Genomic DNA, 21,108 nt, shown 5'->3' with positions numbered 1-21,108 from the left:
AAATGTACGTTTTTATAGGTTAGAAATTTAATTATATAGTCTTCTAAATGAGGATGTGTTTAACTAATCAAGTTTATGCTGCTAGTTCATGTGGGATAGGGAATATACATATGGTATATGGAGTTACTGAACATTATATAAGTGGAGGCTGAAGTATATGAAGGGGGTTATTTTAGCTGGAGGAAAAGGAAGGCGCCTTAGACCATTAACATGTAATACTCCAAAGCCGATGTTACCATTATTAGAAAAACCAGTTTTAGAATATAATATTGAGTTATTACGCCAGCATGGTATTCGTGAAATTGCAATTACTGTTCAATATATGAGTACGACTATTAAGCAATATTTTGGTGACGGTAGTAAATGGGGAGTTAACTTGTATTATTTTGAAGACTCTCCTCCGCTTGGCACAGCAGGGAGTATTAAACAAGCAGAACAATTTTTAGATGAAACATTTGTTGTGATAAGCGGGGATGCATTAACTGACTTTCAATTATCAGAAGGAATTAGGTTTCATGAACAAAAGAAAAGAATGGTAACAATGTTTGTGAAAGAAGTAGAAAATCCACTCTCATTTGGATTGGTTGTAATGAATAAAGACCAGGAGGTTACACGATATATAGAAAAGCCGGGCTGGAATGAGGTAGTATCTAATGTTGTGAATACAGGCATATATATTATGGAGCCAGAAATCTTTTCTTACATACCGCCTAGGCAATTTTTTGATTTCAGTCATGATGTGTTTCCGTTATTGGCAAACAAAAATGTGTTATTCGCATATTTGTCAGAAGGTTATTGGTTAGATATCGGCACATTTAATCAATATCGACAAGCACAATTTGATTTGTTAACGAAAAAGTTACAAGTACCTATTCCTTATACAGAAGTATTACCGATGGTATGGATGGGAGAAGGGGTGACGATTGGTAAAGGGACGAAAATTCATGGCCCCTCTTTTATTGGAGAAGGAGCAAAGATTGGTACAGGAGCTGTAATTGAGCCATATTCTATTATTGGGAAAAATAGTATCGTTTCAAATTATTCTCATCTGCAAAAAAGTATTGTTTTTGCAAATGCCCACATTGGGAAGTATTGTGAACTATTAGAAACGACAATAGGAGAGCGTACAATAGTTGAAGATGATGTTACACTGTTTCAAAAAAGTGTTGTAGCGGATCACTGTCATATCGGAAGAAGTACGGTAATTAAGCAAAAAGGAAAACTATGGCCTTATAAGGCGATTGATAGTCATTCGATAGTAGGAGCGGCTGGTATTCAAGAGAGTGAAATGAGTGCAGGGTGGTTACAAAAAAGCCGCATTGTAGGAAGAGGGAATGTTGAAATTACTCCCCAGTTTATCGTGAAGATTGCGATGGCGTATGGTTCTCTTTTTAAAAAAGGAGAAAGTATATTAATTGGAAGTCAAGAAAATATAGAAACAACCTCTTATAAAAATTTATTTTTACATGCTATTCATGGTATAGGGATTCATACGATGGAATGTAAAGAAATGAACGAGTCACTTTTTCAATATAGTGTTCACCAGTTGCAATGTGCAGGTGGTGTTTTCATTCAAGTGGAGAATGAGAATGAGATTGTTATAAAGTTATACGGTCAAGCTGGCATGCCGTTAACGTATAAGCAGCAAAAAGAGATAGAACAAGTATATATGTCCGAATTGTTTTATTACGTGCATGAGAAAGAAATGGGGCGTAATAAGCTCGTTCATGTTTCTATGAATGAGTATATAGAAGTTATATTGGAGCATATTGATATCGAGAAAATACAGATGCAGAAGTTTCATCTTCTTATTAATAAGAGAAATGATACGTTGCAACATTTACTCATGCTCTTTCTGCAAAGACTTGGTTGTACAGTTACATGGATTTATGCAAGCGAACAAAAAGATCATGTGAAAGCTTTGATGAAATCAAGTAAAGCGAATATGGCTCTTATGTTTTCTGAGCAAGGAAATCATTTCGAGTTATACGATAAACATAGTAATATTTACCAAGGTACAGATTTGGAAGAGGTAGATATTCCAGATTTCTTACTCGAATCGACAGGAAATATTTACCCAATGTCTTTGAAGTTAGGAGAATGTTATCTTCTATTTTATACGCAGGATGAAAGAAAGTCGTTTCAAGTAAGGTGGAAGCGAGATATTTTATATCGGATTGGAAAATTATTCGAGCTAATAGCATTGCAAGGAAAAACGTTTCTCAGCATAGTAGAGCAATCACCTCCGCTCTATTTACTTTATGATGAAGTGGTATGTTCATGGAATGAAAAAGGGGAAATTATGAGGAAATTATTGGATGATATAGAAAGGAAGGGAGAAGGTATATTTGAAGGAGTACAGTTCAAATATACTGAAAAAGAGTGGTCTTATATCGTTTCTGACACAAAACAACCAAAATTTTTGGTGTATTCACATGCTAGAAACCCAGTAATAGCAAGGGAAAATATGAAAAATCTTATAGAAAAAATTAGACAATATCAAAAGGTGTAGAATTTTTATTTTAAAAGTGGTATTATAGTATAGTCTGATTTAAGTTATTAGTACTGGAGGGAAATAAGAATGCGTGTGAATATTACTCTAGCATGTACAGAATGCGGAGATCGTAACTATATCTCAAAGAAAAATAAACGTAACAACGCTGAGCGTATCGAGCTTAAAAAGTATTGCAAGCGTGACAAGAAGTCTACGTTACACCGTGAAACAAAGTAAGCAGTAGGAATATTTTCCTACTGTTTCTTTTTTTTATTCGATTCCTATGTTAAAAGTGATACACTATCAGCATAGAGTAAAGTGTCACTGTAAGGGGGAGAATGTGTGAAAGCAGAGAAAGTACGTTTACGTAAACAAATAATAGAACACATGAATTCTTTATCAGAAGAACAGTATACAACTTTATCAGAACAGATTGCATTTTCGTTGTATGCGCAAAAAGAGTGGGTTGAAGCTAAAACAATTGGAATTACTCTTTCAATGGAAAATGAAGTGAATACATATCCTATTATCGAAAAAGCTTGGGAAGAAGGAAAGAAAGTTGTAGTTCCTAAGTGTAATAAAGGAACTAGAACGATGTCCTTCCGGCAAATTAATAATTTTGATCAATTAGAAACGGTGTATATGAATTTACGTGAACCGATTCCTGGGCTTACGGAAGAAGTGAATATGGATGAAATTGATCTTCAAATTGTGCCGGGCGTAGCTTATACAGAACGAGGAGAGCGAATTGGGTACGGCGGTGGCTATTATGATCGTTATCTCGTGCATTATAAAGGGAAAACGCTGTCATTAGCGTATGATTTTCAAATGGTAAAACACATTCCAGTAGAGCCATTTGATAAAAATATAGAAAAAATTATTACAGAAAAAGGAACACTGCTTATAAATAAGCTTGTATAGACAAATAAAAATTGACGAGACTTTTTCTTCTTGATTATAATAAAATATGTGAACGTTTTCTTATTATAATTTTTTATAGTAAGTGAGCATAGAGGGTGATGAAATGGTATCTATTTATGATATTCAGCAATTGCTAAAGAAATTTGGTACGATTATTTATACGGGAGATCGAATTGCAGATTTACAATTAATGCAAGATGAATTGCGTGAATTAAATCAATCACAGCTAATCGATCCACAAGACTATCAAACAGCTTTATTTTTATTGAAGCAAGAAATTCAAAAAGAGCTAAATAAGAATTAGATAAAGGTAGGTAAGCAACATGGAAGAGAAATGGTTAGTTGGTGTTGACCTTGGTGGTACAACGATTAAATTAGCATTTATTAATGTATACGGTGAAATTTTACATAAGTGGGAAATCCCTACGAATACAGGTGAGCAAGGAAAACATATTACACTTGATGTTGCGAAAGCAATTGATAAAAAGCTAGAAGAATTAGGCGAATTGAAGAGCAAATTAATTGGTATTGGTATGGGAGCTCCTGGTCCTGTACATGTGGCGTCTGGAATGATTTATGAAGCGGTTAATTTAGGATGGAAAAACTATCCGCTAAAAGATTTATTAGAAGTAGAAACAGGATTACCTGTTGTTATTGATAATGATGCAAACTTAGCAGCGCTTGGTGAAATGTGGAAAGGTGCTGGTGAAGGTGCAAAAGATTTAATCTGTATGACACTTGGTACGGGCGTTGGTGGTGGTGTAATCGCCAATGGTGAGATTGTACACGGCGTGAGTGGTGCTGCTGGTGAGATTGGACATATTACAGTCGTTACAGAAAATGCTTTCCCATGTAATTGCGGGAAGTCTGGTTGCTTAGAAACAGTAGCATCTGCGACAGGTATTGTACGTGTTGCTATGCAAAAAATACAAGAGACTAATAAAGAGAGCATGTTGCGTTCTATGTTAGCTGAAGAAGGACGTATTACATCAAAAGATGTCTTTGAAGCACTTGGACAAGGTGATGAATTAGCAGGTGAAGTAGTAGAAAAAGTAGCTTCTTATTTAGGATTAGCTGTAGCGAACCTTTCTAGTACATTGAACCCAGAGAAAATTGTTATTGGTGGAGGCGTGTCTAAAGCTGGAGATGCGTTATTAGAACCAATTCAACGCTATTTCGAGCAATACGCTTTCTCACGTGCTGTAAAGAGCACGAAGTTAGCTATTGCAACACTTGGTAATGATGCAGGTGTTATCGGAGGAGCTTGGCTTGTAAAAAAGCACAAATACGAAGCGAAGATGATATAAGTTGTGAAATATGAAAAGAGGAAGGGGGAACCCTTCCTCTTTTTGTGTAAAATCTCGATGAAGAATAAAGTGTAAACGAATTAAGCTGCTGGTGGATACCCGTTATATAGAACAGTCATGATCGTAAACCATCCGAAAACGAGTACAGTTGCAATTGCAAAGCCGCTCGCGAAAAAGTTTTTTTCACGAAGTGTTCTAAGCGTAGCAAATACAGCTAACAGAGTGACAAGTGTAAAAATAATAACAAGGCCCATACAATATCCTCCTCTGTCTACCCATTTCTTATTATGAGTTTTTGGAATATTTACTCTTTTATATTGTACATGTTTTAAAAATGATTGTCGAGATAGCATCCTTTCTTTTCCTCAGAGAAAGAAATGTTGTATCATTAAAAGTAAGTTTAATAACTGGAGGAGATTTTCATATGAAATGGATACAAATGCCGTTAGGCCCATTACAAACAAATGCTTATATTTTAATGAACGATCAAAAAGAGTGCATTATCTTTGACCCTGGTCATGAAGGTGAAAAGCTCGTTACATATTTACAAGAAAAACAATTAAAACCATTGGCTGTTTTATTAACACATGCTCACTTTGATCATATCGGTGCTGTTGATGCCGTAAGAGACGCTTTTCATATTCCTGTGTACGTACATAAAGAAGAAGCAGATTGGTTAGGAGATGCAACTGTAAACGGCTCTCAAATTTTTATGATGAACCGCAGTATTACAGCAAAACCAGCGGATCATATTATTGATGCAGAAGGTACATTAACAATTGGATCATTTAATTTTGAAATTTTTGAGACACCAGGACATTCTCCAGGAAGTATTTCTTATTATACTAAAGAAGCGAATGCTGTATTTTCAGGAGATGTATTGTTCCAAATGAGCATTGGAAGAACAGATTTGCCTGGTGGAAGTTTTGCTGAATTAATTGGAAGTATTGAAGAGAAATTATTTGTATTACCAGATGAAACAGCGGTGTTATGTGGACATGGTCCAGAAACAAGCATTGGCTTTGAAAAAGAAAATAATCCGTTTTTACAATAAGGAGTCATTATGGGAATGGAGCTCATTTTAAGAGAATGGATGGGGAAAGAAAAGGATTATTCAATTTCATATAGTACGTATATGAACCTTGTATTGTATACGGAGGGTCATGGATATTATATGAAAGAACGTGAAAAGATTGGAAGACAAGGGGATTTTTTTACAAGTAGCAATGTATCCTCTGTTTTTGCAAAAACTTTTGCTAAACTTTTTATTCGTCTTGTTGAAAATGGTGAAGTTGCTTCGAATATTTGTGAGGTTGGTGGGGGAACAGGGAAGTTTGCCTATGATGTTTTACAAGAATGGAAGCAATTATCTCCAAACACCTTTATTAATTTAAACTATTCAATGATTGAAGTGAGCCCTTTTCATAGGAAATTACAGCAGGAGCAACTTGGCTCATTTTCTAATGTATCGTACTATACCTCCTATAGTGAAATGGGAGATTCTTTCGAGGGAATTCTTTTTTCGAATGAGTTGTTTGATGCATTTCCTGTTGAAGTAATTGAGAAAAGAAATGGTATATTGTATGAAGTACGTATTACATATACAGAGGAAGGAAACCTTTCAGAAGTATGTAGGCCGTTAAATAAAAGAATTGGTCGCTATTTATTGAAATATAATATTCATATTGCTGAAGGGCAACGTTTTGAAGTACCAATTGTTATGGAGGAGTATATAAAAGAAATTTCGAAATGGTTTCAAAAAGGTATATGTATTACAGTTGATTACGGATACACAAAAGAAGAATGGATGCATCCAGCACACCGCGAAGGAAGTTTGCGAGGATATTATCAGCATAAGCTAATGCGTAACCCACTAGCGCATCCAGGTGAAATGGATCTTACTACTCATGTTCATTGGGACGAGCTAAAGGAGATGTTTAGTATGCAAGGAATGAGTGCAGTATGGCATAAGAAACAATCTGAGTTCTTGTTAGCTGCAGGAATATTAGAACAGCTTACGAGCCATCAAGATACGAATCCTTTTTCTGAAACGCAAAAACAAAATCGAGCAGTTCGTTCTATGATTTTAAATGGAGGAGTAGGGAGTTCGTTTGATGTTGTTATACATACAAAAGATATGCAACATTTACATTTGGATCAGTATGTAACAATATAAAAAACAAGACACAGTATATACTGTGTCTTGTTTTTTAATACGACTTATGTAGTATTATATATTTCCTCTCATGATATATATTTATATTAAAGATATGAGATAAAAAATATAGAATACGTTCTTTTTCTGCGATTATTAGTCCCTAACCTAATAATACACGAACGAGTTGAATGATTGTTTCATTCTCTACTTTGTAATAAATTTCCAATCCTTTTCTTTCACTAGAAACGATTTTAGCGCTTTTTAATTTTGCTAAATGCTGTGAAATTGTAGATTGTGGCATGTTTAAGCCAGTATACATTGTAGAAACGTTGCTTGGACCGCGCTCGATTAATCCTTTTACGATACATAAACGAACAGGATGAGCTAGCACTTTTAATAATTCTGCATTACTTTCATATAGTTCTAATTCTTTTTGAAAGGTTTCTAACATGTTCTTTTCCACCTCCGTGTGAGCTATTATACCATACTATACATACCAAAAATTTAAAGAAAAGAAAATAGTTGTTGCAGAAAAAAAGTCCTAAAGTAAAGAAATTGTAAGAAAAGAGACCCGGATGTAAATAAAATAGGTAAATTAGCATGTTTTTGTAAAATGACATTTTTGGGTGAAAATTTCGATGCGTTTTAAAAATTGAAAGATATAGATATATTTGTAACACAATTTTATCATGATTTTCTTATTCTTTCAAATGAATATACGAAATTTTTAAAATAATATGACAAAGGAATTATAATGATATATATAGAATATAAAACAGGTTAAAAGAAAAGAAGCTGAATGTCATTCGCTTCTTTATGGTGATAATGAAATATTTGATTACGGCTGATAAATCTTAGGATGATCAAGTCATTAGTCATTTATTCTAAAATTCATCTTTTAGCAACGTTAAAAATCTGTGATTCCATATGTTCTCATAAAAATCAATTGTCTCTTTTGCGGACATAAAAGGATTATTCAACGTAGAGGTTGTTTTCTGTCCCATAAAGTTTTCGTATCCTAGTCCGTGGGCAAACTTAATCGTTGCATCCATACAGTACTCTGTTTGGGCGCCACAAAATTCAATGCGATTTACAGATAATTGATCTAAAATTTCTTTTAAGTTTGTTTTATAAAATGAATTTGCATGTGTTTTTCTTACAAAAAAATCTTGTTCTTGAACATCTAGATCGGTATGAATAGCCCAAAGTTCTTTCTCGGGTACTAAATCATCATCACAATGTTGAACAAAAAGGATTGGTTTATTTAATTTTCTATATGAAGAAATTCTTTTATTTACTTTTGTTAGTAAGTTCTGTAAATCAAATAAATGCTCCTCGCTATAACATACGCCATTTTGTAAATCGATAACGATTAAAATATCTGCACAAGTATCCATTATTTTCACCCCTTTTTATTTCTTAATATATCAATTAATCCATTATTTAGAAATAGATGATATACTTTTATTTTTTATGGACTATAAGAAAAGAAGAAATTCAAATGAATATAACTAAACCGCATAAAAAGAAGATATGAAAACCTAATCTCATATCTTCTTTTTCTCTATGCATTTACAGGTTCTTCTACATAAGAAAGGGCATTTTCAAAATCGGATATTAAATCGTTAACATTTTCAAGACCGACTGATAACCGAAGTAATGAATTAGAGATTCCTCTTTTATCACGAGCTTCTTGCGACAGTGCTGCATGTGACATTTTTGCTGGATAAGAAAGAATTGACTCTACAGCTCCTAAACTAACTGCAAAAACAGGTAATTTTACTTTTGATAAAAATTTGCGGAGTGCATCTTCTGACTGCAAAGTAAACGATAAGACCGCTCCAGCTGATGTTGCTTGAGATTGTTGAATATCAAATCCGAGATGAGTTTGTAATCCCGGATAATAGACATTTTTTACTTTAGAGTGCTCTTGTAAATAATGTGCGATTTTATTGGCATTTTTAGCTGAATGTTCGAGGCGTACATGCAATGTTTTTAGACCGCGAAGTACGAGAGAACAATCTTGAGGTCCTAAAATAGCACCGAATGCATTTTGTAAAAATCCAAGCTTTTGAGCGAGTTCTGAATCTTTTACTACTGCTAATCCGGCAGTAACATCACTATGACCAGCAATAAATTTTGTAGCACTATGAAGAACGACATCAGCTCCAAGTTCAAGTGGTTTTTGGAATAGTGGTGTCAAAAATGTATTATCAACAAAAGTAAGAGCGCCAATAGATTTTGCGAGTTTAGAAACCTCGCGAATATCTGTCACTTTTAAAAGTGGGTTAGAAGGTGTTTCTACATAAAAGAGCTTTGTATTTGGTTTAATGTTTTGTTTTATTTCTTCTAAATTGGTCATATCAACAAATGTATGTGAAACACCGTAACGGGAGAGTACCTCAGTTATCACTCGGTAAGTGCCTCCGTACACATCTTCTGAAATGAGTACGTGATCACCTTGTGAAAGAAGGAGGAATGCAGTGGAAATCGCTGCAATGCCTGATGCAAAGGCGAATCCTTTTGTTCCGCCTTCTAATAAAGCAATGATATCTTCAAGAGCTTCACGAGTTGGATTTCCTGACCTGCTATAGTCATATTTTCCGAACGTATCTACATCAAACTGGTGAAAAGTTGATGTATTATAAATAGGAACGTTCACAGCGCCTGTTTGCGAGTCGTGTTTATATTGGTTGTGTAGTAAGAGTGTATCTATAGAATAGCTCATATTCTTACACCTTCTTTTACGAGTTTAATGGCTTGCTTTAAGTCTTGAATTAAATCGTTACTATTTTCAATGCCAACTGAGAATCGAAGAAGACGATTGCATACGCCGTTTGCTGTTCTAATTTCTTCAGGAATATCAGCATGTGTTTGCGTTGCTGGATAAGTCATTAAACTTTCTACACCACCAAGACTTTCGGCAAATGTAATTAAGGATAAAGATTGTAAGAATGGATTAATCCAAGCTTCATCTTTAAGGCGGAATGAGATCATGCCACCTCTTCCTGGATAAAATACATCTGTCACCCCGTCCTCATCATTTAAATACGCAACAACTGCTTTCGCATTTTCTTCATGTTGCCTCATGCGAAGCGCTAACGTTTTCATACCGCGAATTAATAACCATGAGTCAAATGGGCTTAAAACTGCACCTGATGCATTATGATAATGAGCGATTTCCTCGCAAAGTTCCTTTCCTTTTGCAACGACAAGCCCGCTTAGTACATCGTTATGTCCCCCTAAATATTTCGTTGCGCTATGAAGTACAATGTCAGCACCTTCTGTTAATGGTTGCTGTATATAAGGTGTGTAGAAAGTGTTGTCTACAATAAGAAGTAGTCCGTTCCTTTTCGCTACAGTTGCGACAGCAGCAATATCAGTAACTTGCATTAATGGATTAGTTGGAGTTTCTATGAAAATAGCCTTCGTTTCAGTTGTGATAGCTTGCTCAATTTGTTTAATAGACTGTGTATTTACGTATCTACATCGAACATTCCACTTTTTTTCATGCTCAGAAAATAATCGATACGTTCCCCCGTATAAATCTTCAGATACAATAAGTTCGTCTCCAGAGCGGAATAGAGAAAGGACGAGGAGAACAGCCGCCATCCCTGAACTACAGGCATAACCTTGTTCGCCATATTCTAAGTCTGCAATCGCCTGTTCTAAAAGACCGCGAGTTGGATTGCCAGTTCGTGAATAGTCAAAGCCAGTAGATTTACCAATTCCTTCGTGACGATAAGCGGTTGAGAAATAAACTGGTGGATTAACCGTTCCAGTTGTAGTTTCACTGCGATTTCCGATTTGTGCTAGTTTTGTTTCGATTGTTGACATGTGAAAATTCCTCCTTTTTAAATTGAAACATTAAGTGAATATAAAATAAAAAAAGCCTTCTAAGAAGAAGGCTTTCGGTTTGAATAGAGTCTTCTTCTCATCTGTCAAATCTTTCACAATTTGCTGGAATTAGCACCTTATTAACAAAATGTTAATGGTTGCTGAGGCGTCACAGGGCCAGTCCCTCTACCTCTCTAGATAAGAATGTTCGTATGAAATTTTTATTATGTTTTTAACTTTACAATAAAATATAACTGAATTGCAACTTTATTTTAAATAATTTTTATTTTTCCGCAAGTGTCATTGACTTTTACTTTTGTGCATGCTAAATTTATTAAAAAATTAACAAACATTGTTAAAAGGGGAACGCATTTCCTTTTAGCTACATAAATAAAATAATAAAGACAACTCTTATTGAGAGCGGTGGAGGGAAAGGCCCTGTGAAACCCGGCAACCTTCAAACGAAATGTTTGAAACGGTGCTAATACCTGCAAAACGAATGTTTTGCATAATAAGAGGAGGAACGATTATGTCCCCCTCTTCAAAGTGAAGAGGGGGTTTTTATATTGATAGAAATGAGGGAGAGTCGTGAAATTACTAGATTTATTATCAAAAGGAATTGTAATAGGTGATGGTGCGGTTGGGACGTTATTGCATTCACATGGTTTGCAAAGTAGCTTTGAAGAATTGAATGTATCTGATCCAGACTTAATTATATCGATTCATAAACAATATGTAGCTGCTGGAGCAGATGTAATTCAAACGAATACGTATGGAGCAAATGAGGCGAAATTACGTATGTATGGTTTAGAAAATCAAGTTACAGAAATTAATAGAGCGGCAGTAAAACTGGCGAAAGCATCTGTGACAGATAAAAATGCAATTTTAGGAACAATTGGTGGTATGAAACATATCGGAGCTGTTACAACGACTGATATGGAAAGAGAGTTTATGTTACTTGAACAGGCAGGGGCTTTACTAGAAGAACAGGTTGATGGATTACTATTAGAAACTTTTTACGATGAATTTGAATTACTTCATGCCGTTAAAGTATTGCGTAAGCAAACGAATATTCCAATTGTTGCGCAATTAGCGTTACATGAAGCAGGTACGACTCAAAATGGAAATGATGTCAATGAAATATTAAAGCAACTTATAGATTACGGTGCAAATGTTGTTGGATTGAATTGTCAACTAGGGCCGCTTCATATGACGGAAGCTTTCAAAATGATATCGATTCCTCAAAATGGCTATTTATCAGCATACCCAAATGCAGGCCTCCCGAATTATGTGGATGGACGTTACGTATATGAGGGAAGCCCAGCTTATTTTGAAGCGATGACACCGAGATTTATTGAGCAAGGTATTCGTTTATTGGGTGGTTGTTGTGGTACGACTCCAGAACATATTCAAAGTATGAAGCGCGCTGTTGCGAATATTACCCCTGTAATAGAAAAAGACACGATTCAAAGGCCGAAAGTCGTTCATACGCATGAGAAACGTTCGAAGGCTCACGTCACTCTAGCAGAGAAAGCGAAAAAACAAACGACAGTTGTAGTGGAATTAGATCCACCGAAAACGTTAGATACACAGCGTTTTTTTGAAGGAGCAAGAGCGTTAAAAAGAGCGGGAGCAGATGCTATTACTCTAGCAGATAATTCATTAGCATCGCCTCGTGTTTCTAATATGGCGATGGGTGCGTTATTAACGAAGCATGATATCCCAGTATTGACGCATTTAACGTGTAGAGATCATAACGTCATTGGACTACAATCTCATTTGTTAGGTTTATCGGCGTTAGGGATGGAAGAAGTGTTAGCTTTAACTGGTGATCCAGCGCGCGTTGGTGATTTTCCCGGTGCCACTTCTGTATATGATTTATCCTCTATTGAGCTTATTAAAATGATTAAAGAAATGAACGATGGACGTTCAATTTTAGGGAAATCAATTGGACCGGCGACAAGGTTTTCTGTAGGCGGCGCATTTAATCCTCACGTGAGGCACTTAAAAGCAGCGGTTAAGCGAATGGAACGAAAAATAGATGCTGGAGCGGAGTATTTTTTAACTCAGCCAATTTACGATATCAAGTTAATTGAAGAAGTGTATGAAGCGACAAAGCATTTGGAACAACCTATTTTTATTGGAATTATGCCGTTAGTAAGTAAGCGGAATGCAGATTTTCTTCATTTTGAGGTGCCGGGTATTACTCTTCCTGAAGAAATAAGAGAGAGAATGGATGGACATGAAACGAAAGAGGCAGCAATTGAGGAAGGGATCCGCATTTCACAAGAATTGGTCGACGCAGCGATGAAATATTTTAATGGTATTTATCTTATTACACCATTTTTAAAGTATGAAATTACAGAACATCTTGTTAAATATGTAAGAGAAAAGCAAGAAGTGAAAGAAGGTATTAATTGATGAAGTGTATAGAAGAAAAATTAAAAAATAGCATTTTAATATTAGATGGTGCAATGGGGACAATGATTCAGCAAGAGGATTTAACTGCTGAAGATTTCGGAGGAGAAGAGTACGAGGGCTGTAATGAATATTTAGTGGAAACAAGACCAGACGTTATTTTAAAGATTCATAAAGCTTATATTGAAGCTGGAGCGGATATTATTGAAACAAATACATTTGGGGCAACGAATATTGTACTAAGTGATTATGATCTGTCTCATTTAGATGAAGAACTAAATGAAAAGGCAGCACTTTTGGCGAAGCAAGCTGTTAAAGAAAGCGGGAAGGAAGTATATGTTGCGGGAGCGATGGGACCAACAACGAAAGCAATTAGTGTTACAGGTGGTGTGACTTTTGAAGAATTGATTGAGGCTTATACAAGGCAGGCACGAGGATTATTAAAAGGAGCAGTTGATGTATTACTCGTTGAGACGAGTCAAGATATGCGTAACGTGAAAGCAGCTTATATTGGAATTCAAGCCGCTTTTGAAGAACTGAAAAAAACGGTTCCTATTATGATTTCAGGAACGATTGAGCCAATGGGAACGACTCTGGCTGGGCAAACAATTGAAGCTTTTTATTTATCAGTAGAACATATGAAACCATTATCTGTTGGGTTAAACTGTGCGACTGGTCCGGAGTTTATGAGGGACCATATTCGTTCACTATCTGATTTATCGGAGTGTTACATTTCTTGTTATCCAAATGCAGGTCTTCCTGATGAAGATGGACATTACCATGAATCTCCATCTTCTCTTGCTGAAAAGGTGAAGCGATTTGCTGAAGAAGGATGGGTTAATATTATTGGTGGTTGTTGTGGCACGACACCAGAACATATAAAAGCAATGAAATCCGCGCTAGCATCTCTTAGGCCTCGTGACCATCATGAGAGAGAAGGACATGGAATTAGTGGATTAGAAGCACTGCAATATGATGAGTCTATGAGACCGTTATTTGTAGGTGAAAGAACGAATGTTATTGGGTCACGTAAATTTAAACGCTTAGTAGCAGAAGGGAAATTTGAAGAGGCTGCTGAAGTGGCAAGAGCGCAAGTGAAGAAAAATGCTCATATTATTGACATTTGTATGGCAGATCCTGATCGCGATGAAATAGAAGATATGGAAAACTTCTTAGCAGAAGTTACGAAAGTTTTAAAAGTACCGATTATGATTGATTCAACAGATGAAAATGTGATGGAGCGAGCTCTTACTTATATTCAAGGAAAAGCTGTTATTAATTCAATTAATTTAGAAGATGGAGAAGAACGATTTAAAAAAGTGACACCGCTTCTTCAGAAGTATGGTGCCGCTATAGTTGTAGGAACAATTGATGAAGACGGTATGGCGGTTAGTGCGGAACGAAAGATAGAAATTGCGAAAAGAAGCTATGAATTACTTACAAAGAAGTATGGGATACGCCCGTCAGATATTATTTTTGATGCACTTGTGTTTCCAGTAGGGACAGGTGATGAAGAATATATTGGCTCAGCGGCAGCGACTATAGAAGGAATTCGCCTTATTAAAGAAGCGTTACCAGAGTGTTTAACGATTTTAGGTGTAAGTAACATATCATTTGGTTTACCACCGGCTGGACGTGAAGTATTAAATTCAGTTTTTTTATACCATGCTACGAAAGCAGGATTAGATTACGCGATTGTGAATACGGAAAAATTAGAACGCTATGCGTCGATTCCAGAGGAAGAAAAACGCCTTGCAGATGCATTACTGTTTGAAACGACGAAAGAGACGTTAGAAGAATTTACAAAATTTTACCGAGTTGCTAAAAAGAAAGATGTCGTTGTGCAAGAAACGTTAACGCTTGATGAAAGACTAGCAAATTATATTGTAGAAGGTACGAAACAAGGATTACACGAGGATTTAAGTCTTGCACTTGAAGAAGGAAGAAAACCTCTTGATATTATTAACGGTCCGCTTATGACAGGGATGGACGAGGTAGGACGACTATTTAATAATAATGAACTTATTGTTGCTGAAGTATTGCAAAGTGCCGAAAGTATGAAAGCCGCTGTAAGCTATTTAGAGCCACATATGGAATCTAGTGATAGTGCGAAAAAAGGGAAAGTATTGTTAGCAACTGTAAAAGGTGACGTGCATGATATTGGGAAAAATCTCGTTGAAATTATTTTAGCGAATAACGGATATGAGATTATTAATTTAGGAATTAATGTACGTTCGGATCGAATTGTTCAAGAAGTACAAGAAAAGAAGCCGGACATTATAGGCCTTTCAGGTTTATTAGTAAAATCAGCGCAACAAATGGTAACGACTGCTGAAGATTTAAAAGCGGCAAATATTGATGTGCCCATTGTTGTAGGTGGTGCAGCGTTAACGAGAAAGTTTACAGATAATCGGATTTCACCATCATATAAAGGACTCGTTTGTTATGCGAGTGATGCGATGACGGGGCTCGATATTATTAATAAGCTTCAAAAAGAAGAAGAGCGTGAGAAGATGAAGCAGGATAAAAAAGAACGTCATCTTCATATCGTAAAAAAAGAGGAGAAGAAAGTAGAAATTCCAGCAGTAATTGAGCCATTACCAAAATCAGAGGTTATGGTGCCTGATTCAACAAAACGAATTGTATTACGAGATGTTCCCGCCCTTCATCTCGCACCATTTCTGAATAGACAAATGCTACTTGGGCATCACCTTGGATTAAAAGGAAATGTGAAGAAGCTTTTGAAAGAGGGAGATAAGAGAGCACATGAATTAAATGATTTAATAGATGAATTATTGCAGGAAGGACAATCTTGGTTAAAGCCGAAAGCAGTGTATCAATTTTTCCCAGCGCAAAGCGACGGACAAAACATTGTAATATATGATCCAGAAGATCATACGCGTGTTATAGAGCGTTTCACATTCCCTAGACAAGGAAAGGCTCCCTATCGTACTTTAGGTGATTATTTGCGCCCAATAGGAGATGAGATGGACTATGTTGCTTTCTTATCTGTTACGGTTGGGGAAGGAGTTCGGGATATTGCTGAAGAGTTGAAGGCGAAAGGTGATTACCTACGTAGTCATGCCATTCAATCGTTAGCGCTTGAATTAGCGGAAGGACTTGCTGAAAAAACACATATGCTCATTCGTGACCGCTGGGGCATTCCGGACTCACCTGAACTGACGATGGAAGAACGTTTCCGTACGAAATATAGAGGAATACGAGTGTCATTTGGTTATCCGGCGTGTCCAGAACTTGCAGATCAAGAAAAGCTATTTCGCTTAATTCATCCAGAGGAAATAGGTATTTCATTAACAGAAGGATTCATGATGGAGCCAGAAGCGTCCGTAACGGCTATGGTATTTTCTCACCCTGAGGCAAGATATTTTAGTGTATTATAGTCTAGAAGGGGGAGACGTATGAAGAAAATAGTCTTTACAGGTGGCGGTTCGGCAGGACATGTAACACCTAATTTAGCCATTATCCCATATTTACAGGAAGACAACTGGGATATCTCTTATATTGGTTCTCACCAAGGTATTGAGAAAACGATTATAGAAAAGGAAGGCATTCCCTACTATAGTATTTCGAGTGGAAAGCTACGTCGTTATTTTGATTTAAAAAATATAAAAGATCCTTTTCTTGTAATGAAGGGGGTTATGGATGCGTATGTAAGAATTCGAAAACTAAAACCAGATGTGATTTTTTCAAAAGGCGGTTTCGTATCTGTACCAGTCGTAATTGGCGGATGGCTAAATAGAGTACCAGTTTTATTACATGAATCTGATATGACGCCAGGACTAGCAAACAAAATTGCGCTTCGTTTTGCTTCGAAAATATTTGTTACATTTGAAGAAGCTGCGAAACATTTACCGAAAGAAAAAGTAATTTATACAGGATCTCCTGTACGTGAAGAAGTACTAAAGGGAAATCGTGAAAAAGGTTTAGCATTTTTAGGCTTTTCACGTAAAAAGCCAGTTATTACAATCATGGGAGGAAGTTTGGGCGCAAAAAAAATTAATGAAACGGTTCGATCCGCGTTACCAGAACTTCTGAAAAAATATCAAATTGTTCACCTTTGCGGAAAAGGTAACCTTGATGAAAGTTTACAAAATAAAGAAGGATATAGACAATTTGAATATGTACATGGAGAACTGCCAGATATATTAGCGGTAACAGATTTTGTTATTTCACGCGCGGGCTCCAACGCAATTTTTGAATTTTTAACATTACAAAAGCCGATGGTTTTAATTCCATTATCGAAATTTGCAAGCCGTGGAGATCAAATATTAAATGCAGAGTCCTTTGAAAGACAAGGATATGCCTCCGTATTATATGAAGAAGATGTAAATGTAAAATCTCTTATAAAGTATGTCGAAGAATTAAGTCAAAATAATGAGAAGTATAAAACAGCACTAAAAAAATATAATGGAAAAGAAGCAATTAAAACGATCATTCAAAATATTTCAGAGGCATGATGAAACAATCATGCCTCTTTTAGTAGGGTGAAAGATTCCAAGAATTGATATTTTTATGTTACAATAAAGTGAAACTTTAATCAGTTGGGTGCATCCCACATCTAACTTCTTTACTGTTACTGAATTTTGAGGAGGGAGTCTTACTGCCCTCAAATAGCGGGATAACAAATGGGTTAATAGGGAAATTCCAATTAATGAGGCGTGAAAATACGAATGGATTAGGAGTGACTGTGTTGGAGCTAAGTCTCTATGAAAATACTGCACTTATTATATGCTTTGTGTTGTACGTTGGTAGTGTTATTGTTTATATTTCAAGGAAATTTTCGCAAGAAAGAGAGCTTGAAAAGTCAGAGATAACAGCTGAACTAGAAATGTTAGCTGATGAAAGTTATAAAAAACAAAAAATAAAAGAAGACCATGAAGCATCCCATCATTTAAACGCAAATAAGTTTTAAAGATGGGGATTTTTTTTGAAGTTGTTCTTTATTGTAGCTATAACAAATAACGCTAAAAAGGAGTTTCCCCATACATAATGAAGGAGTGTATATAAATGAATTTTTATATCGCCTCAGGTTTCCAAAATAAACATCTTGTACGTTCCGTAGCAAATGAACTGAAACATGCAGGATGGCACCATACATATGATTGGACCAAAAATGAAAGAGCAGCGAATGAAGAACAATTAAGAGAAATTGGTCAGGCAGAACAAAATGCTGTAAAAGAAGCGGATGTATTTTTACTTATATTAGATGGCGGAAACGGGAGCCATACAGAGTTTGGAATGGCGATTGCACTAGAGAAAACGATATATGTATATCATGCAGGAAACCCGCTCCAAACAACGTTCTATCACTTGCCAGAAATAAATATTTTTGAAGGAGATGTAGCTGAGTTTGCATCTTATGTTATAAATCATGTGAAATAATAGTAACTACCTAAAAGGTTATAAAAGTGATCTTTTGGGTACAGTGATGATAAGAAACGTATATAAAGGAGTACATAATATGAAATTAGAAAATGGATGGGAAACGAGCTTTTTAGAAGTCGTACAAAATAGTGAATTTAAGAAAGAGGCACTTCTTAGTCAATTGCTTTGTCAGGATAGTGAAGAAGTAGAAGAGCTTGTGGATGATTACGGCTACGAAGAACTTGTTGAACGTGAACATGATGATGAGTTAGCTGAAATCTTAGGAGAAGAACTTTTTAGTGAGATGGAACGCCAAGTATTCTTATCTTCAAACCCAGAAGAAAAATTGATTTCATTCGTCAATGGATTAGGTTTTCATGTGTTAGATTGGATCGTTCTTCTTGAAACAGAATTTGGTATTGATAGTGCAAACTTTACATCAGATGCTGTGAAGGTGTTAGAAAAGCGTTTCAGACAGTTTCCATACATAGAGGACAAGACAATTTTTGATATGACATTTGGAGAATCGATGGATGTATTAGAATCTGTTACAGGATTACAACTAAAGGAAAAGATGAACGTATAATGAAAAAAGAACGTGATTGGATCACGTTCTTTTTTTACATAATAATAATTTTATCATCTAGTTTTGTCTGCCCGGTAAGAAGTGCGTTTAAATATTCCACTTTTCTTATACAAGCTTGTATATGTCTTTCAATCTCTTGTAACTCTGCTTGGTGATGCGTTTCAATTGGATGAATTTGTACGTTGAATTTTTCAAATTGACTACTATATGTTATTTCTGCATAGCCGCTCATAATATCGGTTTCGTTATGAAATAAAAATTGCTTCGTTTTGTCACAGAATGATACATCCTGAAAGCCATATACTTTTAATGCTTCAATTACTTTTTTAATCATTTTTGTATTCATTTTTTAACCCTCTTTACGAAGTTCTACTTATATATTATAACATAAAAAATTACATAGAAAGCGCTTCCAAGTGTATTTTATTATAAACTTTACGTTTCAATCACAAAAATGAAACAAAGAAAAAATAATTGTAAAGAAGGAAGGACTCTTTTATTGTTTCGTCATATATATAGAGAAATAGTGCAATGAAAGGAAATTTTCCGAGGTGGAGATCGTATTTCCAATTTGAGCGCAGTAAAAGAGGTGAGAATTTTGAACTTTGATATTGTAGGACAAAAAGCATATATAAAAGATGGACCGCATCGGAACCGAATTGGAATTGTAAAGAAAAACGAGACAAAATTAGCATCGCAGTTTGCTATTGTAATTGGAGAACAAGTCATTGATGTAGAGCTAAAGGATATCGTGTTAGTTGGAGTAGACGTAGGACAATTTCATAAATGGTGCGAACAAAATGGTTATTTGTGAAAAGGACGGGCTGTGAGATAATGAAATATATTTGAGGAAAGAGGATATGTTATTGTATTCTCTTTTTCTATGTTTAAGGAGGCGAAAATGAAATATAAAGAACAGGAGTTTACGTTGGAGTTAAAAGAGAACATTCAATGTATGGAGAAGGGAATAGAGCGAATATCACTTAAACTGCATAAAGAGTATTCACGTTTATACATAGAGGGTGTTGCAAAACTCATAAATATCCAAAAATGAATGCATAAAAAAATCCGTTTTCCTGGAAAAATGATAGTAACCGAAACTATCTCCAGAAAGGACGGATTTACTAGTATGATAACCAATTTTGATCAAAATCAATCCATTTTACAAATTTTATTTGCCTACGTAGACAGTTTAACCATTGGAGGCGTTCCGCCTATGACAGGCCGCCCACCCATCTGTAGAAAAGCTTTACTCAAATGTTTTTTTATAAAAACGGTATTCCAGATCAATTCATTACGTAAGTTAACTCGTTTTTTACATCAATATCCTTCATTTCGTGTATCTTGTGGCCTTTCGCTTGTTCCTCATATATCTACTTTTTCACGTGTAGGCACTTGGTTTCGCAACGAAGAAATTCCGTTGCTTCATAAACAAATTCTTCAAGAAAAGAATTTAGGGTTAATTCCGTGCGTTTTAATTGATAGTACAGCCTTACGGAGTAGTTTATATGATTCTCAAGCGAAATGGGGAAAATCTACTCGCTATGGTTGGTATAAGGGATATAAAACTCATGTCTGTTCTACACCAGAAGGTGTTATATTGTCGTATGCATTTACAACCGCAAATGTACATGATAGTAAAATAGCTCCTGCATTGCTTCGGGATATACAAAACCAAAATGTGTTATTTTCCGTTGCAGATGCCGCTTATGATAGTCAGCACATTCATGAAATTGCCGGAGCATGTGATATCTTTGCGATCAATCCAATTAACCCGCGTAATAGCGGACCAATCAAAAGTACACATCGTCGTGTAGTGTCTCATTTTCTACAAACTACCTTTGGCAAACAGTTGATGAAAGAGCGTGGAAAAATTGAACAACAGTTTAGTCATCTCAAAGATAAAGGGCTGGAACAGCCACGTTGGTATGGTCAAAATCGCTATCTATTGCATGTTCAGCTAGTTTTTCTGATTCATAACATTGCATGTTTATTTTAGTTT

General features: G+C 35.6%; 22 protein-coding genes and 2 riboswitches. Of the genes, 16 read left to right on the top strand and 6 right to left on the bottom strand.

Features of this window, described 5'->3' with window-relative positions; all coding sequences use genetic code 11:
• The first annotated feature begins 157 nt into the window (after positions 1 to 157).
• The 5 genes from V6946_RS22730 (at position 158) to glcK (ending at position 4,722) form a co-directional block, all read left to right on the top strand.
• Positions 158 to 2,512, top strand: a complete 2,355-nt coding sequence (locus V6946_RS22730; RefSeq protein WP_000679336.1) for a sugar phosphate nucleotidyltransferase — start codon at positions 158 to 160, stop codon at positions 2,510 to 2,512.
• Positions 2,513 to 2,581: 69 nt separating this feature from the next.
• Complete coding sequence (rpmG, locus tag V6946_RS22725; protein WP_001265616.1) at positions 2,582 to 2,731, top strand: 50S ribosomal protein L33; 150 nt, start codon at positions 2,582 to 2,584, stop codon at positions 2,729 to 2,731.
• Positions 2,732 to 2,836: 105 nt separating this feature from the next.
• Complete coding sequence (locus V6946_RS22720; protein ID WP_000642750.1) at positions 2,837 to 3,415, top strand: 5-formyltetrahydrofolate cyclo-ligase; 579 nt, start codon at positions 2,837 to 2,839, stop codon at positions 3,413 to 3,415.
• Between the two features lie 103 nt (positions 3,416 to 3,518).
• Complete coding sequence (locus V6946_RS22715; RefSeq protein ID WP_000253699.1) at positions 3,519 to 3,719, top strand: YqgQ family protein; 201 nt, start codon at positions 3,519 to 3,521, stop codon at positions 3,717 to 3,719.
• A gap of 19 nt (positions 3,720 to 3,738) precedes the next feature.
• On the top strand, positions 3,739 to 4,722 hold the full coding sequence (gene glcK, locus V6946_RS22710; protein WP_000391701.1) for a glucokinase: 984 nt from the start codon (positions 3,739 to 3,741) through the stop codon (positions 4,720 to 4,722).
• An 80-nt stretch (positions 4,723 to 4,802) separates the two neighbouring features.
• Here the strand turns inward: glcK and V6946_RS22705 are convergent, their stop codons facing one another.
• Positions 4,803 to 4,976, bottom strand: a complete 174-nt coding sequence (locus V6946_RS22705; RefSeq protein ID WP_000524852.1) for a DUF2759 domain-containing protein — start codon at positions 4,974 to 4,976, stop codon at positions 4,803 to 4,805.
• A gap of 170 nt (positions 4,977 to 5,146) precedes the next feature.
• On the opposite strand from V6946_RS22705, the gene V6946_RS22700 reads away from it, so the two are divergent.
• Positions 5,147 to 5,776 (top strand): MBL fold metallo-hydrolase, encoded by a 630-nt coding sequence (locus V6946_RS22700; RefSeq protein WP_000871236.1) that lies wholly within the window; start codon positions 5,147 to 5,149, stop codon positions 5,774 to 5,776.
• A gap of 9 nt (positions 5,777 to 5,785) precedes the next feature.
• Positions 5,786 to 6,898, top strand: a complete 1,113-nt coding sequence (locus V6946_RS22695) for a class I SAM-dependent methyltransferase (RefSeq protein ID WP_000525152.1) — start codon at positions 5,786 to 5,788, stop codon at positions 6,896 to 6,898.
• Between the two features lie 142 nt (positions 6,899 to 7,040).
• Here the strand turns inward: V6946_RS22695 and V6946_RS22690 are convergent, their stop codons facing one another.
• The 4 genes from V6946_RS22690 to metI all read right to left on the bottom strand — a co-directional run bounded on the left by V6946_RS22690 (position 7,041) and on the right by metI (position 10,717).
• Positions 7,041 to 7,331 (bottom strand): metalloregulator ArsR/SmtB family transcription factor, encoded by a 291-nt coding sequence (locus V6946_RS22690; protein WP_000894377.1) that lies wholly within the window; start codon positions 7,329 to 7,331, stop codon positions 7,041 to 7,043.
• Positions 7,332 to 7,764: 433 nt separating this feature from the next.
• Entirely contained in the window at positions 7,765 to 8,277 is a 513-nt protein-coding gene (locus V6946_RS22685) for a cysteine hydrolase family protein (RefSeq protein WP_000379157.1), read from the bottom strand.
• Between the two features lie 167 nt (positions 8,278 to 8,444).
• Entirely contained in the window at positions 8,445 to 9,608 is a 1,164-nt protein-coding gene (gene metC / locus V6946_RS22680) for a cystathionine beta-lyase (protein WP_000122299.1), read from the bottom strand.
• Positions 9,605 to 10,717: a cystathionine gamma-synthase/O-acetylhomoserine thiolyase gene (gene metI / locus V6946_RS22675; RefSeq protein ID WP_000103897.1), complete on the bottom strand. Its 1,113-nt coding sequence runs from the start codon at positions 10,715 to 10,717 to the stop codon at positions 9,605 to 9,607. Before metI ends, metC begins: the two co-directional genes overlap by 4 nt.
• Before the next feature lie 94 nt (positions 10,718 to 10,811).
• Positions 10,812 to 10,922, bottom strand: a riboswitch (SAM riboswitch).
• 203 nt (positions 10,923 to 11,125) lie between these two features.
• Positions 11,126 to 11,235: riboswitch (SAM riboswitch) on the top strand.
• A 70-nt stretch (positions 11,236 to 11,305) separates the two neighbouring features.
• On the opposite strand from metI, the gene V6946_RS22670 reads away from it, so the two are divergent.
• From V6946_RS22670 to V6946_RS22645, 6 genes are all read left to right on the top strand, one after another.
• Positions 11,306 to 13,138, top strand: a complete 1,833-nt coding sequence (locus tag V6946_RS22670) for a bifunctional homocysteine S-methyltransferase/methylenetetrahydrofolate reductase (RefSeq protein ID WP_000770352.1) — start codon at positions 11,306 to 11,308, stop codon at positions 13,136 to 13,138.
• Positions 13,138 to 16,536 (top strand): methionine synthase, encoded by a 3,399-nt coding sequence (metH, locus tag V6946_RS22665; RefSeq protein WP_006918333.1) that lies wholly within the window; start codon positions 13,138 to 13,140, stop codon positions 16,534 to 16,536. The genes V6946_RS22670 and metH overlap by 1 nt, the downstream gene beginning before the upstream one ends.
• Positions 16,537 to 16,554: 18 nt before the next feature.
• A complete protein-coding gene (murG, locus tag V6946_RS22660) occupies positions 16,555 to 17,613 on the top strand; it encodes an undecaprenyldiphospho-muramoylpentapeptide beta-N-acetylglucosaminyltransferase (RefSeq protein WP_000724779.1) in 1,059 nt (352 codons plus the stop codon).
• Between the two features lie 194 nt (positions 17,614 to 17,807).
• On the top strand, positions 17,808 to 18,068 hold the full coding sequence (locus V6946_RS22655) for a DUF3966 domain-containing protein (protein ID WP_001250699.1): 261 nt from the start codon (positions 17,808 to 17,810) through the stop codon (positions 18,066 to 18,068).
• Positions 18,069 to 18,163: 95 nt separating this feature from the next.
• Positions 18,164 to 18,538 (top strand): nucleoside 2-deoxyribosyltransferase, encoded by a 375-nt coding sequence (locus tag V6946_RS22650; protein WP_001012344.1) that lies wholly within the window; start codon positions 18,164 to 18,166, stop codon positions 18,536 to 18,538.
• Positions 18,539 to 18,617: 79 nt separating this feature from the next.
• Positions 18,618 to 19,106 (top strand): hypothetical protein, encoded by a 489-nt coding sequence (locus V6946_RS22645; protein ID WP_000764267.1) that lies wholly within the window; start codon positions 18,618 to 18,620, stop codon positions 19,104 to 19,106.
• 34 nt (positions 19,107 to 19,140) lie between these two features.
• On the opposite strand, the gene V6946_RS22640 is transcribed toward V6946_RS22645, so the two are convergent.
• On the bottom strand, positions 19,141 to 19,452 hold the full coding sequence (locus tag V6946_RS22640) for a hypothetical protein (protein ID WP_001093237.1): 312 nt from the start codon (positions 19,450 to 19,452) through the stop codon (positions 19,141 to 19,143).
• Between the two features lie 252 nt (positions 19,453 to 19,704).
• On the opposite strand from V6946_RS22640, the gene V6946_RS22635 reads away from it, so the two are divergent.
• The 3 genes from V6946_RS22635 to V6946_RS22625 all read left to right on the top strand — a co-directional run bounded on the left by V6946_RS22635 (position 19,705) and on the right by V6946_RS22625 (position 21,105).
• Positions 19,705 to 19,920, top strand: a complete 216-nt coding sequence (locus tag V6946_RS22635) for a DUF3912 family protein (RefSeq protein WP_001008327.1) — start codon at positions 19,705 to 19,707, stop codon at positions 19,918 to 19,920.
• Positions 19,921 to 20,007: 87 nt separating this feature from the next.
• Positions 20,008 to 20,160, top strand: a complete 153-nt coding sequence (locus V6946_RS22630; RefSeq protein ID WP_366981694.1) for a hypothetical protein — start codon at positions 20,008 to 20,010, stop codon at positions 20,158 to 20,160.
• A 75-nt stretch (positions 20,161 to 20,235) separates the two neighbouring features.
• Positions 20,236 to 21,105, top strand: coding sequence for a transposase (locus V6946_RS22625; protein ID WP_406622125.1), 870 nt, complete (start codon positions 20,236 to 20,238; stop codon positions 21,103 to 21,105).
• Positions 21,106 to 21,108 lie beyond the last annotated feature (3 nt).

It is taken from the genome of Bacillus sp. PPSBB_2 (assembly GCF_045291115.1).
GTDB classification, from domain to species: Bacteria; Bacillota; Bacilli; order Bacillales; family Bacillaceae_G; genus Bacillus_A; species Bacillus_A cereus.
This window is presented reverse-complemented; position numbering and strand designations above follow the sequence as displayed.

Coding starts and splice junctions, on each gene's coding strand:
- V6946_RS22730 (WP_000679336.1), top strand. CDS start 158: ATGAAGGGGGTTATTTTAGCTGGAGGAAAAGGAAGGCGCCTTAGACCA.
- rpmG (WP_001265616.1), top strand. CDS start 2,582: ATGCGTGTGAATATTACTCTAGCATGTACAGAATGCGGAGATCGTAAC.
- V6946_RS22715 (WP_000253699.1), top strand. CDS start 3,519: ATGGTATCTATTTATGATATTCAGCAATTGCTAAAGAAATTTGGTACG.
- glcK (WP_000391701.1), top strand. CDS start 3,739: ATGGAAGAGAAATGGTTAGTTGGTGTTGACCTTGGTGGTACAACGATT.
- V6946_RS22705 (WP_000524852.1), bottom strand. CDS start 4,976: ATGGGCCTTGTTATTATTTTTACACTTGTCACTCTGTTAGCTGTATTT.
- V6946_RS22700 (WP_000871236.1), top strand. CDS start 5,147: ATGAAATGGATACAAATGCCGTTAGGCCCATTACAAACAAATGCTTAT.
- V6946_RS22695 (WP_000525152.1), top strand. CDS start 5,786: ATGGGAATGGAGCTCATTTTAAGAGAATGGATGGGGAAAGAAAAGGAT.
- V6946_RS22690 (WP_000894377.1), bottom strand. CDS start 7,331: ATGTTAGAAACCTTTCAAAAAGAATTAGAACTATATGAAAGTAATGCA.
- V6946_RS22685 (WP_000379157.1), bottom strand. CDS start 8,277: ATGGATACTTGTGCAGATATTTTAATCGTTATCGATTTACAAAATGGC.
- metC (WP_000122299.1), bottom strand. CDS start 9,608: ATGAGCTATTCTATAGATACACTCTTACTACACAACCAATATAAACAC.
- metI (WP_000103897.1), bottom strand. CDS start 10,717: ATGTCAACAATCGAAACAAAACTAGCACAAATCGGAAATCGCAGTGAA.
- metH (WP_006918333.1), top strand. CDS start 13,138: ATGAAGTGTATAGAAGAAAAATTAAAAAATAGCATTTTAATATTAGAT.
- murG (WP_000724779.1), top strand. CDS start 16,555: ATGAAGAAAATAGTCTTTACAGGTGGCGGTTCGGCAGGACATGTAACA.
- V6946_RS22655 (WP_001250699.1), top strand. CDS start 17,808: ATGAGGCGTGAAAATACGAATGGATTAGGAGTGACTGTGTTGGAGCTA.
- V6946_RS22650 (WP_001012344.1), top strand. CDS start 18,164: ATGAATTTTTATATCGCCTCAGGTTTCCAAAATAAACATCTTGTACGT.
- V6946_RS22645 (WP_000764267.1), top strand. CDS start 18,618: ATGAAATTAGAAAATGGATGGGAAACGAGCTTTTTAGAAGTCGTACAA.
- V6946_RS22640 (WP_001093237.1), bottom strand. CDS start 19,452: ATGAATACAAAAATGATTAAAAAAGTAATTGAAGCATTAAAAGTATAT.
- V6946_RS22630 (WP_366981694.1), top strand. CDS start 20,008: ATGAAATATAAAGAACAGGAGTTTACGTTGGAGTTAAAAGAGAACATT.
- V6946_RS22625 (WP_406622125.1), top strand. CDS start 20,236: ATGATAACCAATTTTGATCAAAATCAATCCATTTTACAAATTTTATTT.